This is a genomic window from Hwangdonia seohaensis (assembly GCF_031932625.1).
GTDB lineage: Bacteria > Bacteroidota > Bacteroidia > Flavobacteriales > Flavobacteriaceae > Hwangdonia > Hwangdonia seohaensis.
Genome location: NZ_JAVSCK010000001.1, coordinates 407,792 through 424,508 on the forward strand (window position 1 = coordinate 407,792; position 16,717 = coordinate 424,508).

Consider the following 16,717-nt stretch of genomic DNA (forward strand, 5'->3'; position numbering starts at 1 on the left):
AATTTATGAGTTTTGGTTTAATCTTTTATAGCTGTATAAAATAATTGTTGCAATTTGGGCCTTATATTTAAAGTGTAAATATTTCGATGCGTTCGGCTTGGATAAACCCGATTGGAAAGAAATACAAAAACAAGCTCGTTTTTAGGGTCTGCCCAAACAAAAGTACCCGTAAAACCGGCGTGACCAAAGCTTTCCGGACTTACTTGTGGCGCAGGATAAGCCTCTTTAATACTCAACGTATCGTTACCAATTATTGGTTTATCGAACCCAAGGCCTCGGCGGTTGTTATTTTCCGGATATTGAATTCGGGTAAACTCCTTTACCGTTTCGGGTTTAAAATACTGTTTGTTGGCATAAGTGCCGTTTTGCACCAGCATTTGCATAAATTTAGCCAAATCGGTTGCGCTACCAAACAAGCCCGCATTACCGGAAATACCGCCTAAAAGTGCTGCATTATCGTCGTGCACCCAACCGTTTACCAAGGTTTTTCTAAACACCGTATCGATTTCTGTGGGAACAATGGCGTTTTTAAAGTTTTTCTCTTTTGGAAGATACCCAAGCGTCGTGCAACCCAACGGTTTGTAAAAATTATCTTGAAGATATGTTGTGTAAGGCACGCCCGTAATGTCTTCTATTATTTGCGGATAAATCAATGAGGCAACACCCGAGTATAAATACTCTTTTTTGCCATCGGCCTTAACCCGTTTTATATGTCGGTAAATTTTATTTTTGAACCTGTTTTTCACATACATATCGCTGTAATATTGGCTTGAAAAACGTTTGCTTTTTTCGGTTTTAATGAATCGCTTTTTCACTTTACCGTTTTTATAAACCTCAGCTAAAAAAACGATATAAGGCTTTATACCCGATTGGTGTGCCAACAGTTCCCTGAGCGTAATATCTTTTTTATCCTTTTTATGTTTCCAGTCTTTCCAATAGGTGCTAAAAGGCGCATCTAAATCTAATTTACCCATTTCGTAAAGCTTCATTAAAGCCGGTAATGGGCCTGCTATTTTGGTAACCGATGCTAAATCGTAAACATCGTTTAAATTTACTTTTTGAATGCTGTCGTAGGTATGAAACCCGTAAGCTTCATGGAATATGATTTTACCTTGTTTGGCAACCAGTAGTTGTGCACCTGGGAATGCTTTTTGAATAATGGCATCGCGCATTATAGAGTCGACATTCGTTTTTATATAAATTGAATCGAGCCCAACAGATTCTGGCGTATCGTAGCTTAATTGGGCATTTATTGATTGCATGCCAAATAAAAAGCAGCACAGCGATAAAATTTTAAAACGAATCATATGAAAACAAATTATGGACTTGAAAGTTACGAAATCAATTTTACAACCCTTCGACTGCGCTCAGGGTAACAAAATAATGGATTAATTTATAATTTATGTTATCGATTAATGAGTTTAACTATATCCTTTGCAAAGTAACTTGCAATCACATCGGCGCCAGCGCGTTTAAAAGCGGTGGTGGTTTCCATCATAATTTGGTCGTGGTTTAACCAACCTTTTTCGGCAGCAGCTTTAATCATGGCATATTCGCCCGAAACTTGATATACGGCAACCGGCACATCAAATTCATTTTTAATATCGCGTAAAATGTCTAAATAAGCCATACCGGGTTTTACCATCACAATATCGGCGCCTTCATCAATATCCATTTCGGTTTCCCTAAGTGCTTCATGCCGATTGGCAACATCCATTTGATAGGTTTTTTTGTCTTTCGGAATATCTTTTAAATCTACCGGAGCAGAATCCAAAGCATCTCGAAAAGGGCCGTAAAATGCCGAGGCGTATTTTGCCGAGTAACTCATAATACCGGTGTCCGGATACCCTTCCTCTTCCAAAGCTTCACGAATGGTTAAAATGCGCCCGTCCATCATATCGCTTGGCGCCACAAAATTAGCACCGGCTTTGGCGTGTGAAATGCTCATTTCTGCGAGAAATTCCGCGGTGTCGTCGTTAACAATAACACCGTTTTCAATAATGCCATCGTGCCCGTACATGGAATATGGGTCGAGTGCCACATCGGTCATGACCAACATATCGGGGCACACATTTTTTACGGTTTTAATGGCGCGTTGCATCAATCCGTTTTTGTTTAAAGCTTCTTTTCCTTTATTATCTTTTAAATTATCGGGCACTTTCACAAAAAGCAGCACCGATTTTAATCCCAGTTTCCAAAGGTCTTTCACTTCGTTTTCCAATAAATCCAAACTATATCGAAAGTAATTGGGCATCGATGCGATTTCTTCTTTAATGCCTTTGCCTTCAACAACAAAAAGTGGGACTAAAAAATCGTTTGGCGTGATTATGGTTTCACGAACCAAGCTACGAATGGCTTCGTTGGTTCTTAATCTTCGGTTTCTTCTTAATGGGTACATGGTTTTTATATTTTGATAGGTTTCGACTGCGCTCAACCTGACATTTGATTTTTAATTTGTGTTAAACCCAATCTTTAGGATTTTTAAGCACTTCAATTAATTTTTTCTCGTCGCTTCCAGCTTCCGGATGGTGGTCGTAGACCCATTGTACATGCGGCGGCAAACTCATTAAAATACTTTCTATGCGGCCGTTGGTTTTTAATCCGAAAAGCGTGCCTTTGTCGTGTACCAAATTAAACTCCACATAACGCCCGCGACGAATTTCCTGCCAATTGCGTTGTTCTTTTGTGTATGGTAAATCTTTTCGTTTTTCAACGATGGGCACATATGCCTCAAGGAAACTATCGCCAACTTCGGTAACAAAGTTATACCAATTTTCCATGGTCATGGTTTCTGAAGCTTTGCAATAATCGAAAAACAAACCGCCAACACCTCTACCTTCATTTCTGTGGGCATTATAAAAATACTCATCGCAACGTTTTTTGTAGGTTTGGTAAAACTCCGGATTGTGATTATCGCAGGCTGTTTTACAGGTTTGATGAAAGTGTTTTGCATCTGCTTCAAATAGGTAATACGGCGTTAAATCCTGTCCGCCACCAAACCAGCTATCAATAATGTCACCGTCTTTATTGTACATTTCAAAATAGCGCCAATTGGCATGTACGGTTGGCACCATAGGATTTTCAGGATGTAAAACCAAGCTTAGTCCGCAGGCAAAAAAATCGACATCGCCAACCTTAAAATAAGCTTGCATCGATTTGGGTAATTTGCCATGTACACCCGAAATATTTACTCCGCCTTTTTCGAAAACATGACCGTTTTCGATAACGCGTGTTCGTCCGCCGCCGCCTTCCGGTCGTTTCCAAATATCTTCTTGAAATTTGGCTTTGCCATCAATAGCTTCTAACTTTGACGTCATGGTGTCTTGTAAATCTTGTATGTATTGGTAGAATTTGTTTTTCATTTTCATTCATTTTCAAAATAAAGCTCATAAAGCTCCATATCTAAAGGTAATTCACCACTTGGCGTAAACTCATTTTTAAGTGTTTTTTTCCAAATAAAACCACAGTTTTCGGCCACTTTAACACTTGCTAAATTTGTTTTATGTGCAATAATCTGGAGCGTTTTTAAACCCAAATCCTTAAAAGCGAATTCCGTTAATAATTTTACCGATTTGCTCGCTAGCCCTTTATCTTCAAACGGGTAACCGATGCAATAAGCAAACTCCCCTTGTTTTTTAATGGGATCGATTTCTTTTATATAGATTAAGCCTACTAATTGCTGGGTGCTTTTTTCTTTTAAAGTGAATAAAAACTCTTCTTTTAATCGGAATTGTTTCACTTTTTTTTCAACAAAAACCTTCGACAAATCCGGTGTTAAATTCTGTTCTAAGGTTTTAGGGAAATAGCGTTTTAATCGGTCTTCATTTGAAATTATAAAATCGCAAAGTGCCCAAGCGTCTCGGGTTTTAATCGGTTGGAGATAATATGATTCTAAATCAAATAGCACGTTCAATTTGTTTAGGTTGCAAGGCTTCAACGGTTTTTAGGGTAGCTGCGGTTACCGATAAAGGCAGCACTAAAATAACACCAATTACCGGAATAAAAAGAAACCCCATAAAAACCAAGCCGTTACCAATAGCCAAACCACGATGCTTGCGAACGAATTTTACACTGTCTGCGTATTTATAATGGCGTTCTAAGGTGTAATCCATATTACCAAATCCTGCATAGTACGCTTGAACGACGAAGAGCAATATAGAGGTAATCCAACCAATAACAGGAATTATGCTGATGATTAATATTAAAATAGTTAGAATAATTTCCATGAACAGGTTACGAATATTAATACGTAAACCGCGCCAAAGTTGCTGAAAAAACGATGTGTTTCTGTGTGAATGCTCTTGTTTTCCTGTTAGATATGCTTCGATTTTTTCGGACACGGGACTCATAAATGGTGCCGATAATGCCATTATGATGTGTTTGTAAAGGATAAAACCAATTCCTAAAATTGCTATTGCAAATACAAAATAAAAAATTTTAGAAACCCAACCTATTGATGTGCTCCATCCAGGAATTAAACTTGTAATATAATCCACAATATTATCTGAATAGCTAAACGCTGTCCAAATGAAGACTGTAGCAGTTAAAAAACTAATAAGCATTGGTACGGCAAAATATTTCCAGAGTTTTAGCTTGGATATTAAACTAAACGCACCGAAGTATGCTTTAATGCTTGAAATAATATTTTTTATCATAGGCCTCTCCCTAGCCCTCTCCTTTGGAGAGGGAATTAATTACGTTTAAAGCTATTAAAATAATAAAAACCAATTAATTGACGTTACACCCACGCTTTGTGGTTTCTCCCCTCGGGGAGATTAAGAGGGGCTTTTATATTCCTTTACGGCATCTATAAACGCCTTGGCGTTATCTAACGGAATGTGTGGCAAAATACCGTGACCTAGGTTTACAATGTATTTGTCTTTGCCAAAATCGGTTATCATTTGGTGCACCATTTTCTTGATTAGAGCCGGTGGCGATAGCAAACGCGACGGATCGAAATTACCTTGTAACGTAATGTTTCCGCCCGTTAAATAACGCGCGTTTTGTGGCGAGCAGGTCCAATCGATACCCAATGCGGATGCGTTGGATTTTGCCATGTCGCCAAGTGCGAACCAACAGCCTTTACCAAAGGCAATAACCGGCGCATCGTCTTTTAAGGCTTCAATAATTTGATTGATATACTGCCACGAAAATTCTTGATAATCGGTTGGCGATAGCATGCCACCCCATGAATCGAAAATCTGTACGGCGTTAACACCTGCTTTTACTTTTTCTTTTAAATATGCAATGGTGGTATCGGTGATTTTTTGCAATAATTGATGTGCCGCCACGGGATTTGTAAAACAAAATTCTTTGGCTTTATCGAAGGTTTTGCTACCTTGACCTTGCACGCAATAGCACAAAATGGTCCATGGTGAGCCTGCAAAACCTATTAGCGGAATATCGTTATTCAATAATTCCTTAGTGGCTTTTATGGCTTGGTACACATAGTCTAATTCTACCGTAACATCGGGTACAATAACATTATCGACATCCTTTTGGGTACGCACCGGATTGGGTAAATACGGGCCAAAATTTGGTTTCATTTGCACCTCGATATTCATGGCCTGCGGAATAACCAAAATGTCGCTAAATAAAATGGCGGCATCCATACCGTAACGGCGTATGGGTTGTACCGTAATTTCGCTGGCCAACTCTGGCGTTCGGCATCTTGTAAAGAAATCGTACTTTTCTCGGATGGCCATAAATTCCGGTAAATACCTTCCGGCTTGACGCATCATCCAAACGGGTGGACGATTAACAGTTTCTCCTTTTAATGCTCTTAAAAATAAATCGTTTTTTATCATGGTTTTTTCATTCCTGCGAATCCGATTACTCCCAATAATTATCGGGATGGAAAGGAATTCTTTTTATCATACCTACAAGGTTTTAAAAACCTTGCAGGATATATGTTAAACATAATGCTCGTTTACCAACTCTATCACACTTTCAACAGTTGGTACTTTGGCAACCCTAACGTCGTTAAAGTGTTTTTTCGCTTCTTTTGCTGTGCTTTGGCCAATGCAAAATGCAATGACTTCGGCGTTGTTTTCTTTAACAAAACCCTGCACGGTTGAAGGGCTATAAAACATAACGCCTTCAATAGAATCGTTAACTTTTACACCATCATATTTGGTTTGGTACGCTTCAACTTCGTTAACTTCAATGTTGTTTTCCTCCAAAATATTAGGCAAATCGTCCAATCTTAAATCACTGCAGAAATAAGTAACTTCGGTACCATCCATAAATTCCACTAAATATTCGGCTAGGGCTTTAGCGTTTTTTTCGGAATGGGTTACTTTACCAATTTTCTGTTCTACCAAACGCTTGGTGCGTCTGCCCACACAATAAATATTTTTAAACTGTAATTCGGCTGCTGAATAGTTGGTAATTAAAGATTCAACGGCATTTTTACTAGTGATGATTACATTTTCAATTTCATTCTTTAAAAGCCTTGGGTGAATTCTGTTTAGGCTTATTTTTATAAAATCGATGCTTTCGGCCTTTACTTTTTGATGAAACAAAAGACGCTGGCTTTCGGTAAGCGATTTGGTGGAATAAACGTTGGTTTTTTTGGTAGACCGTTTAATGGTGTCCATTAAGCGTTTGCCACCACGCTCGATAACAAAATCGGCACAATACTTTGCCATGTCTTCGTGCTCTCCCAATTTTTTAACGCGGGTAACATCAATTCTTTTGGTGCCGTCTTCACTTAGCAGTACGCCTTTAAAATTAACTTCTTCGTTTTTTATATATGCGAGTGCGCCAATGGGTGCTGTACAACCTCCCTCGAGTCTATTTAAAAACTCACGTTCAATATTGATGCAAATTTCAGTTTCCTCGTGATTAAGTTCTCTGCAAATGGCTCTAACTTCTTCGTCGTCCTCCAAAGCCGTAATCATTATAGCGCCCTGTGCCGGCGCAGGAATCATCCAATCTAAATTAATGGCTTCTTCGGGTCTTACGCCAATACGCCCAATACCTGCTGCTGCGAAAATAGTACCGTTCCAATCCTCGTTATCCTTAAGTTTTTGCAGTCGGGAATTCACATTACCGCGAATGTCTGCAATGGTATGCGTTGGATATCTGTTGAGCCATTGCGCTTTTCGGCGTAAACTACCGGTTGCGATGGTGGCGTGTTTGGCGCTTAAAAACTCCTCGTTGTTTTTAAAAACCAGGGTGTCGTTAACGTTACCGCGCTTTATTACGGCGGCCTGTACGATGCCTTTTGGCAACAAGGTAGGCACATCTTTTGAGGAATGAACGGCAATATCGATGTCGTTATTCAACATAGCAATATCTAGGGTTCTTGTAAAAATACCCGTAATGCCCAATTGATATAAGGGTCGGTCTAAAACCAAATCGCCTGTAGATTTTACAGGCACCAATTCTGTTTTATGACCTAAATTTTCGAGTTGTTGTTGTACGGATTTAGCTTGCCATAGTGCTAATTCACTATCGCGCGTACCAATTTTTATGATTTTAGACATTTGTTTTTGTAGATTCTTCTAGCTGAAATACTTTTTTAATAAGGTCGAGACTCTCGTCCGTAGAAATGCTGTCATCTTTTAAATGATGCGCAAAATGATTTGTAATTTTTTGAATGATATTATTGCTAATTATTTCAGCTTGCTTTTCATTAAAGTCCGATAGTTTTTTACGTTGCGTATCCAATTCGGCCACTTTAAAATCGTTAAGCTTATGCTTTAAAGCTTTAATTGTTGGTGCAAATTTTCGGGTTTCCAGCCAATCATTAAATTCGGTATTAACTTCTTCAATAATAGATTCAGCCAATGGAATGTGCTTTTTTCTTTCCTCCAAGGTTTGATCGGTTAATTTTGATAAGTGATCTAAATGCACCAGCGATACATTTTCCAATTCGGTTACGTTTTCATCCACATTTTTAGGAATCGACAAATCTAAAATTAAAAGCGGCTTGTTGGTGTTAATCAGGTGTTTATCTATAGTTGGACGCTGCGCACCGGTAGCGACAATCAATATCCCCGAAGAATTAATTTCTTCCTGTAAATTGGCATAATCCTTAACCACCAAATTAAACTTACCTGCAATTTTTTCGGCCTTATCCTTCGTTCTGTTAATTAGGGTGATTTGCTCGTTTTTGGTGTGTTTAACCAAATTCTCACAGGTATTTCTGCCTATTTTTCCGGTTCCAAAAAGCAAGATATTTTTATTTGAAACGTTTTCAATGGTATTTAAAATATACTGAACTGAAGCAAATGACACCGAAGTAGCACCGGACGAAATATTGGTTTCGGTTTTAATACGCTTGCTCGCTTGAATAACAGCATTTACCAAACGCTCTGAAAAATGATTGAACAACCCGAATTTCCTGGACAGTTTCGCGCTTTTTTTAAGCTGACTAATAATTTCGAAATCGCCCAAAATTTGGCTGTCTAAGCCCGAGCCCACACGAAACATGTGCGCAATGGCTTCTTTGTTTTTATAAACGTAAGCTACTTTTTGAAACTCGTCAACAGTCCCCCTCGTATTATCGCAAAGCAATTGGATAAGTTGAAAAGGATGTTGTGCAAAACCATAGATTTCTGTTCGGTTACACGTAGAAGTTACTATTAAACTCTCAATATCATTGGCTTTAGCTTGGTTCATCAATGCTATTTTAGCATCGTCGTCCAAACTAAAACGCCCTCGTATTTCGGCATCGGCTTTTTTATAGCTTAACCCAATGGAATAAAAGTAGCTACTTCTTGATATATTGTATTTCTGCATTAGTGTTTTGTAATTTCCTTAGCAAATGTATATTTATGATTAGAATAAAAACAACGCTAAAAGAACTTTTAATATCGTTTGTGGTTTTTTAACCGTTTTTTTAAAAATTATATGATAAATATCATATTTTTGCAGTGAAATCAATGGGTTTTGACCAATTAGTTTAGAATGAATCTAAATAAAGTAGAATGAATAACCAAGAAATTGCAAAAAAAAATGTCGCTGAAAGATCTTTTACCGAGACTCAAGTAGATGATGGCTTTTTAGTTTTTACCTATAAAAATGACAGCAACCAAGTTGAAAAAGTTACCCGAGCTATTGATTGCGATTACATTCAATTTCATTTTTGTGTAAAGGGGCTAAGTAAGTTTCTTTTTAACGAAGGCCGATATGCTTTAAATATTCAGGAAGAAAACTCGTTGTTGCTTTACAATCCGCAACGCGATTTACCCATCAATTTAGAGGTGAATCCTAATTCGTGGATGGTATCTTTAATGATTTCAATTAAAAAATTTCATGGTTTGTTCTCTCAAGAAGCCGATTATATTTCATTTTTAAATGAAGATAACCGAGATAAAAAATACTATAAAGACGGTGTTATTTCGCCATCAATGGCCATTGTTTTAAACCAGTTAATAAGTTTCAATCTAAATCAATCTATAAAAAGTCTTTATTTTAAAGGAAAAGCTTTTGAATTATTAAGTTTGTACTTTAATAGAAGTGAAGATGCCGATATTGAACAATGTCCGTTTTTAGTGGATGAAACCAACGTTATTAAAATACGTAAAGCAAAAGATATTATTATTTCCAGAATGGCCGAACCACCAAGTTTACAAGAGCTTGCCGATGAAATAGGATTGAATTTAAAAAAGCTGAAAGAAGGCTTTAAACAAATTTATGGCGATTCGGTTTTTAGCTTTTTATTTGATTACAAAATGGAGTTCGCCAGAAAATTATTGGAAACCGGCGACCACAATGTTACCGAAGTTGGGCATAAAGTAGGCTACAGCACATCCAGCCATTTTATCGCTGCTTTTAAAAAGAAATACGGCACGACACCAAAAAAATATTTAATGTCTCAGGCATAAAAGTCCTGCAAGGTTTTAAAAAACTTGTAGGTTTAAAAAAATGAAATGTAAATGAAAGGAATTTTATTAGTAAACCTCGGGTCTCCAGATAGCCCAACCCCAAAAGATGTAAAAAAATATTTAGGCGAATTTTTAATGGACGAGCGGGTTATCGATATTCCGCTTGTGGCCAGAACTGCTTTGGTAAAAGGTATTATTTTAAAAACACGCCCCAAACAATCGGCAGCGGCCTACAAAAAAATATGGTGGGACGAAGGCTCTCCGTTAATTGTGCTGTCTGAACGATTGCAGAAAAAAATACAAAAACAAACAAGTATGCCCGTGGCTTTAGCCATGCGCTACGGCAGCTTGACCATTAAAAAAGGGCTACAGGAATTGGTGGACAAAGACGTTACCGAGGTATTGCTTTTTCCGCTATATCCGCAGTTTGCCATGGCAACAACCGAAACCATAACGGTATTAGCCGAAGAATTGCGTCAACAGCATTTTCCTCATATTTCTATTGAATCTGTTCCGGCGTTTTACAACAAGCCCGATTATATCGAGGTGCTTTCAAACTCCATAAAAAACCATTTAAAAGGTATTGATTACGAACACTTGCTGTTCTCGTATCACGGTGTGCCCGAGCGTCATATCCGAAAAAGCGATGTTACAAAATCGCATTGTAAAATAGACAAAAGCTGTTGCGTAACCCCAAGTAAAGCCCACGAGTTTTGCTACAGACACCAATGTTTGGAAGTTACACGATTGGTTGCCGAAAAACTACAATTAAAGGAAAACAGCTATTCCACATCGTTTCAATCGCGTTTGGGATTCGACCCTTGGTTGTTGCCGTACACGGACAGAACCATTGAGCGTTTAGGCAAAAAAGGCATTAAAAATATGGCTATTGTAACCCCGGCATTTGTTAGCGATTGTTTAGAAACCTTGGAAGAAATAGCCATGGAAGGTCAAGAGATTTTCCATGAAATGGGAGGACAAGATTTCACCACAGTTCCGTGTTTAAACGACGACCAAGAGTTTGTTGATTTGCTGTCGAATTGGATAAACGCATGGGCAGAGAAAAAGCTTGAAACCGCATAGTTTATGGATGATTTTTTAGACTACTACCAGTACATAAAAGCATTCCATCTTATTTTTATAATCACCTGGTTTGCCGGTTTATTTTACATCCCGCGCTTGTTTGTGTACCAAATAGAAGCGTCGCAAAAACCCGCGCCAGATAAGGATATTTTAGGCAAACAGCTCAAACTTATGGCAAAACGGTTGTGGCAAATTATCACTTGGCCATCAGCCATTTTAGCAACGCTTTTTGGCATCATCTTATTTGTTTTAAACCCAGCTTTACTGCATCAACCGTGGATGCAGGTTAAGCTAGGTTTTGTTGTGCTCCTCATAATTTATCATCTAAAAACCCATCAATATTTTAAACAACTACAGAACGATGTGGTAAACAAAACATCGAGTTTTATGCGCATCTGGAACGAAGGTGCCACCTTTATCCTGTTTGCCGTCATCTTTTTGGTCATTTTAAAAAGCGCCATAAATTGGGTGTTTGGCGTTGTTGGCATTGTCGTTTTGGGCATTTTGATCATGCTCGGTTTTAAACTGTACAAAAATATCAGGGAAAAGAATCCGGAAGCTTAAAATGCAAATTCCAATTTTCAAAGACTAAATTCCAAAATGAACACATTGGAATTTGGGTTTTTAATTTTGGAATTTACACATCGTGTTTTTGGTTTGATTATTGCTATATTTATGCATTATTCCTTCAAATGAAAATAAAGAAACTCTCTTTACGAACACGCATCTTTTTAACCATGATACTCTTGGTACTGTTGGCCTCTATTTTAATTGCTGCCGTAGCCATTTATCAGTATCGCGAGGAAACTAAAGACTACCACAAAGAACGCTTGGAGCGTAAAGAGCAAAATATAAAAACCCATATCAGTAGGGTTTTAAATAGCCGCCAAAACACGTGGGAAGTTAAAACCGAAAACATCCCATTGATTTTTAAGGAAGAAATCGGGAATATTGCCGAAATACACCGATTACAAATTAATTTGTACGATTTAGAGGGCGGACTTTTAATCTCATCAAAAGCCAATTTACAACCCAGTTTAAAGGAACAATGCATCGCTGCCGAAATTTTAAACAACCTATCGCATACCCTAGAAATAAACAGCATAACCAATGCCCCGGAACACAGGTTTGTAGATTATCATAAGGAAAACGGGGAGACCTTCCAGTCGTTGTACACCTATATTAACGACAACAAATCCAAACCCTTAGCCATATTAAACATACCGTATTTAGAGAACGACGATTTCTTAACAAAAGAACTCAACGAGTTTTTAGAGCGTATTGGCTACGCCTATTCCTTTGTGTTGCTTATGGCCATCGGTGTTGCCTTTTTACTATCAAAATACATTACAAAATCGCTTAAAACCATTAGCGATAAAATAAATACCACACGACTGGAAAAGCGCAACGAAAAAATCGTGATTGAAAATACCAGCGAAGAAATTTCAACCCTTGTAAAATCGTATAACAGCATGATTGACGAGCTTGAGGAAAGTGCCATACAATTGGCAAAAAGCGAACGCGAACAAGCTTGGAGGGAAATGGCAAAACAAGTGGCACACGAAATTAAAAACCCATTAACCCCTATGCGCTTAACGGTTCAAAACTTTCAACGCAAGTTTAATCCGCACGACGAAAATATCGATAAAAAAGTTGATGAATACAGCAAAACCTTAATCCAGCAAATCGATACCATGAGCTCAATTGCATCGGCATTTTCAAACTTTGCCAAAATGCCGGCGCAACAAAACGAAACCCTAAACGTGGTAAAAATCGTTAAGCTGGCCTTGGATATTTTTAACGAAGATTACATTCATTTTCAAGCCGACCAAGATGAGATTGTTGCCAAACTGGACCGCACACAACTTATTCGAGTGGTTACCAATTTAGTTAAAAACGGCATTCAATCCATTCCGGAAGATAGCGAGAACCCTAGCGTGGTGGTTAAGGTTGCGTCCGAAAACAATCATATAAACATTGTGGTTTCCGATAACGGTAAAGGCATTTCAGAAGAAAATAAAACCAAGGTTTTCGAGCCCAAGTTCACCACAAAAACCAGTGGCATGGGCCTCGGATTGGCCATGGTAAAAAACATCGTGGAAACCTACAACGGCAGCATTACATTTACATCTAAAAAAAATAAAGGCACAACATTTACAGTAACATTTCCTAAAGCATTACACCATGAATTACGATAACATTATAACCGCATTTAACCAAGGCATTACAACCATTACCATAAACCGCCCCAGTAAATTAAACGCTTTAAACAAGGCTACTATTAAAGAATTGCACGAGGCTTTTAAACAGGCCGATACCGATAAAAACACCAAGGTTATTATTGTAACGGGCAGTGGCGAAAAGGCCTTTGTGGCGGGCGCCGATATATCGGAATTTGCCCATTTCGATTCTAAAAAAGGGAAAAAATTGGCAAAAAAAGGTCAGGAATTATTGTTCGATTTTGTTGAAAACCTAGGCACACCAACCATAGCTGCCATTAACGGTTTTGCGCTTGGTGGCGGATTGGAACTGGCCATGGCCTGCCATTTTAGAGTAGCCAGCAACAATGCCAAAATGGGCTTGCCCGAAGTGTCGCTTGGTGTTATTCCGGGGTATGGTGGCACACAGCGTTTACCGCAACTTATTGGTAAAGGGCGCGCCATGGAACTGATTATGACCGCAGGTATGATTGACGCCAATCAAGCCCTGAGCTACGGTTTGATAAACCACGTAACCGCAGCCGAAGATTTATTACCACTTTGCGAAAAAATAGCCAGTAAAATAGCCCGAAACTCCTCAGTGGCCATCAGTGCCGCCATAAAAGCCATTAACGCGAATTATAAAGATGGTGTAAATGGCTTTGAAGTTGAAGTTTCCGAATTTGGAAACTGTTTTGATACGCAAGATTTTACCGAAGGGACTACGGCTTTTTTAGAGAAGCGAAAGGCGGATTTTGTGGGGGAGTAGGGTTTGATTTAACTTTTAGCGTGTAGTTTCAACGTTGATTTAGGATTTGAGACAATTATCAGGATAGTTTATGAATTTACTTTAAAGAACTAATTCTGTTACGTATTCTGTTTCTGGTTCTTTCGCTAAAAATAAATCCAATTCTTTTTGATTGTTAAATCCTTGTAATTTTTGTCTGTATTTAGAAGCAATTTTCGGGTTTTCAATTTCAAGTTTCCGATTTTTACTAATTTCTAAATACTCTTGTTCTTGGTCTATTCCTAAAAAACGTCTATTCGACAAATTTGCTGCAATTCCTGTTGTACTACTTCCAGTAAAAGGATCTAAAATCCATGCATTTTGTTTTGTTGAAGCTAAAATTAAACGAGTTAAAACTGACAAAGGTTTTTGAGTTGGATGTTTGGTGCAACTTTTTTCCCAAGGTGCTATTGCAGGAAGTTTCCAAACATCTTTCATTTGTTTGTCTCCATTGAGTTGTTTCATTAATTCATAATTGAAATAATGCGGTGTTTTTTCGTTTTTCCTTGCCCAAATTATTTGTTCTGTTGAATGTGTGAAATACCTACAAGAAAAATTTGGTGGTGGATTTGATTTTTGCCAAGTAACAATATTTAATATTTTGAAGTCTAACTCTGTAAGAATTTGTCCAACACTAAAAATATTATGCATTGTTCCACTTATCCAAATTGTAGCATCTTCTTTCATATTTTCTCGAATTAATGAAAGCCATTGTCTATTAAATTTGTTTATATGTTCTGTTCCAAGTGATTTATCCCATTTTCCTTTATTTACTGAAACAATTTTACCACTTTGAATTGACAACCCATTATTTGATAAAAAATAAGGTGAATCGGCAAAAACCATATCAAATTTATGATTGATTTTCGGTAACAATTCCATTGAATCTCCTTTTAAGAGACAGAATTTTATTCATATATTTTAAATTCAGTATTTATATAATTCTGTTCTCCTAGAACTATTTCCTCATCATTATACATTTTCTTTGCTTTTAAAATAGCTTCGTTCAAATCCTTTGCTTCTATTTCGATAGTTTCTGAAAGCGTTTCTAGAACTTCTATTTTGAAAATCTCTGTACTCATAATTTTATTTTTTTATAATTTCCTCGACCTTTAAATTCAATTAGCCCTTTATCTCTTAAATACTGTAATTGTTGTCTTATCTTGTCTTTGATGAAATTGTTATCAGGATATTTTAACTTTAACACTTCTTCAAATTGATACATATCTTTTAATGAAAATGAATCTTTTTTAATTATATCAACACAATTCATAACATCCAAAATCCAACCTTTTGAAACTCCCTTTTTGTTTTTTAAAAATTCTGTTCCTTGCCATTTTGCACGAACTTTTTCTTTAGGTATTATTTCAGAATTTTTAATTAAATAGATTCTTCCGTTATCAGGTACTTTAGTCAAATCAATATTACAGCCAATCCAGCCAGCTCTTCTTGCTGTTGGTGCTAATGGTTTTCGCTCTTCAATTATTTCTGAAATAAAATAGTGTTTAGGAATAATTAGAAAGTTTTTTACTTCCCATTTTATTTTATCATATGTCAAAAAGAAAAAGTTAGGGTTATTGTCAGAGTTTATTCTTTCAATCATTGTTGAATATGCTCCATCCACTATTTTTTTTCCAATCGATTTACTGTTTTTAGATTTTAGTTCATATTCACTATTACATTGTTTGCAATAGAAATCCGCAACTGGTTTATTATTTGTGAATTCTTCTAATTTTAATTCACCACAATTTGGGCAATAGCTGTTTGATTTAACCCAATCTTCAGTTAATACTCTTGCAATTTGAGAATTATTAGAATAGCCGTCTGCTAATTTTGTGTTGAAAGCTAAATTCATTTTACGCAGCTAATTGCGTTAGGGATTGAAGAGGATATCCTTTTTGTGAGAAACGAGCAAAAAGATTGGAACGAAAAGCCCGACCGAAGGGAACGCCCAAAAAAATATTATTTGCATTTATACTTCTTCGAGCATTTACTCTATGAATATTAAAGTCTGAATATAAATCATCAAAGAAGTTGTCGTTTGGGTTTTTTCCTTTAACATCTGAATTACTTAAAATCCATTGATGATTTAAGTTGTCTAATTCAGTACAAAAATCTTTTAAACGTATTTGTTCAGCATCATTAAACTCGTCCTTTGCATAAGAATTGAAACTTGAAGTTTCGCTTAATGGTTTGTATGGTGGATCAAAGTAGAAAAAAGTATTTTCTGTAGCGAAATTTAGTGTTTCTGAATAATCACCATTTAAAATTTCTACTCTTTGTAAAACTTTTGAAACTGCTCTTAAATTTTCGCTATTGCAAATTAATGGTTTTTTGTAGCTTCCAATTGGAACGTTAAATTCGTTTTTACGATTTACTCGAAAAAGTCCATTAAAACAGGTTCTGTTTAAGAAAATAAATAAAGCACTTTGTGTTATTTGATTTGAAGTTCTTGAATTGAAAAGTGTTCTTTTTTCGTAATAATATTCTTTTTTCTCTGTATCATTTTGAGATAAAAGATAATATTCACTTTGCCAATCTGAAAGAATATTTATAATATTTTCAACATCTTCTTTTATTGAGATGTAGCAATTTGTTAAGTCTGTGTTTATGTCATTTATAACTGCTTTTTCCATATTTGGAAATTGTTCCAGCATCCAAAACAAAACTGCTCCACTTCCAACAAATGGCTCTATGTAAGTAAAATTATTCTCAAGTATATTTTCAGGTAATTGATTTTCAATTTGTTCAATCAGTTGAGTTTTTCCACCAGCCCATTTTAAAAATGGTTTTGCAACTATATTTGCCATATT

Annotated in this window: 17 protein-coding genes; 5 read left to right on the forward strand and 12 right to left on the reverse strand. The window is 36.8% G+C overall.

Translation table 11 applies throughout. From position 1 onward, the window contains the following. Positions 1 to 17 precede the first annotated feature (17 nt). From RNZ47_RS01780 to hemA, 8 genes are all read right to left on the reverse strand, one after another. Positions 18 to 1,307: a serine hydrolase domain-containing protein gene (locus tag RNZ47_RS01780; RefSeq protein WP_311935510.1), complete on the reverse strand. Its 1,290-nt coding sequence runs from the start codon at positions 1,305 to 1,307 to the stop codon at positions 18 to 20. A 98-nt stretch (positions 1,308 to 1,405) separates the two neighbouring features. After that, positions 1,406 to 2,398 (reverse strand): porphobilinogen synthase, encoded by a 993-nt coding sequence (gene hemB / locus RNZ47_RS01785; RefSeq protein ID WP_311937469.1) that lies wholly within the window; start codon positions 2,396 to 2,398, stop codon positions 1,406 to 1,408. A 61-nt stretch (positions 2,399 to 2,459) separates the two neighbouring features. Continuing rightward, the gene (gene hemF, locus RNZ47_RS01790) at positions 2,460 to 3,362 is read right to left on the reverse strand and encodes an oxygen-dependent coproporphyrinogen oxidase (protein WP_311935513.1); all 903 of its coding nucleotides are present in this window, start codon (positions 3,360 to 3,362) and stop codon (positions 2,460 to 2,462) included. Positions 3,363 to 3,364: 2 nt separating this feature from the next. Then, positions 3,365 to 3,907 (reverse strand): GNAT family N-acetyltransferase, encoded by a 543-nt coding sequence (locus tag RNZ47_RS01795; RefSeq protein WP_311935515.1) that lies wholly within the window; start codon positions 3,905 to 3,907, stop codon positions 3,365 to 3,367. After that, a complete protein-coding gene (locus RNZ47_RS01800; RefSeq protein ID WP_311935517.1) occupies positions 3,897 to 4,655 on the reverse strand; it encodes an EI24 domain-containing protein in 759 nt (252 codons plus the stop codon). Before RNZ47_RS01800 ends, RNZ47_RS01795 begins: the two co-directional genes overlap by 11 nt. Before the next feature lie 120 nt (positions 4,656 to 4,775). Next, positions 4,776 to 5,807 (reverse strand): uroporphyrinogen decarboxylase, encoded by a 1,032-nt coding sequence (hemE, locus tag RNZ47_RS01805; RefSeq protein WP_311935519.1) that lies wholly within the window; start codon positions 5,805 to 5,807, stop codon positions 4,776 to 4,778. Between the two features lie 105 nt (positions 5,808 to 5,912). Continuing rightward, positions 5,913 to 7,490, reverse strand: a complete 1,578-nt coding sequence (hemC, locus tag RNZ47_RS01810) for a hydroxymethylbilane synthase (RefSeq protein ID WP_311935521.1) — start codon at positions 7,488 to 7,490, stop codon at positions 5,913 to 5,915. Beyond that, positions 7,483 to 8,748: a glutamyl-tRNA reductase gene (gene hemA, locus RNZ47_RS01815; RefSeq protein WP_311935522.1), complete on the reverse strand. Its 1,266-nt coding sequence runs from the start codon at positions 8,746 to 8,748 to the stop codon at positions 7,483 to 7,485. Before hemA ends, hemC begins: the two co-directional genes overlap by 8 nt. A gap of 188 nt (positions 8,749 to 8,936) precedes the next feature. Here hemA and RNZ47_RS01820 point away from each other — a divergent pair, with 188 nt between their 5' ends. The 5 genes from RNZ47_RS01820 to RNZ47_RS01840 all read left to right on the forward strand — a co-directional run bounded on the left by RNZ47_RS01820 (position 8,937) and on the right by RNZ47_RS01840 (position 13,886). Next, a complete protein-coding gene (locus RNZ47_RS01820) occupies positions 8,937 to 9,836 on the forward strand; it encodes a helix-turn-helix transcriptional regulator (RefSeq protein WP_311935524.1) in 900 nt (299 codons plus the stop codon). A gap of 51 nt (positions 9,837 to 9,887) precedes the next feature. Beyond that, entirely contained in the window at positions 9,888 to 10,919 is a 1,032-nt protein-coding gene (gene hemH, locus RNZ47_RS01825) for a ferrochelatase (RefSeq protein WP_311935525.1), read from the forward strand. Positions 10,920 to 10,922: 3 nt separating this feature from the next. Then, positions 10,923 to 11,483 (forward strand): CopD family protein, encoded by a 561-nt coding sequence (locus RNZ47_RS01830; protein ID WP_311935527.1) that lies wholly within the window; start codon positions 10,923 to 10,925, stop codon positions 11,481 to 11,483. A gap of 128 nt (positions 11,484 to 11,611) precedes the next feature. Next, positions 11,612 to 13,117: a sensor histidine kinase gene (locus tag RNZ47_RS01835; RefSeq protein WP_311935529.1), complete on the forward strand. Its 1,506-nt coding sequence runs from the start codon at positions 11,612 to 11,614 to the stop codon at positions 13,115 to 13,117. Then, a complete protein-coding gene (locus RNZ47_RS01840) occupies positions 13,104 to 13,886 on the forward strand; it encodes an enoyl-CoA hydratase/isomerase family protein (protein WP_311935531.1) in 783 nt (260 codons plus the stop codon). Before RNZ47_RS01835 ends, RNZ47_RS01840 begins: the two co-directional genes overlap by 14 nt. An 81-nt stretch (positions 13,887 to 13,967) precedes the next feature. On the opposite strand, the gene RNZ47_RS01845 is transcribed toward RNZ47_RS01840, so the two are convergent. From RNZ47_RS01845 to RNZ47_RS01860, 4 genes are read right to left on the reverse strand one after another with little or no spacing between them, the layout of a single operon-like run. Next, positions 13,968 to 14,786, reverse strand: coding sequence for a DNA-methyltransferase (locus RNZ47_RS01845; protein WP_311935532.1), 819 nt, complete (start codon positions 14,784 to 14,786; stop codon positions 13,968 to 13,970). A gap of 26 nt (positions 14,787 to 14,812) precedes the next feature. Then, complete coding sequence (locus RNZ47_RS01850) at positions 14,813 to 14,986, reverse strand: DpnD/PcfM family protein (protein ID WP_311935534.1); 174 nt, start codon at positions 14,984 to 14,986, stop codon at positions 14,813 to 14,815. After that, a complete protein-coding gene (locus RNZ47_RS01855; RefSeq protein WP_311935536.1) occupies positions 14,983 to 15,759 on the reverse strand; it encodes a DpnI domain-containing protein in 777 nt (258 codons plus the stop codon). The genes RNZ47_RS01850 and RNZ47_RS01855 overlap by 4 nt, the downstream gene beginning before the upstream one ends. A 1-nt stretch (position 15,760) precedes the next feature. Continuing rightward, a complete protein-coding gene (locus RNZ47_RS01860; protein WP_311935538.1) occupies positions 15,761 to 16,714 on the reverse strand; it encodes a DNA adenine methylase in 954 nt (317 codons plus the stop codon). Positions 16,715 to 16,717: the final 3 nt, after the last annotated feature.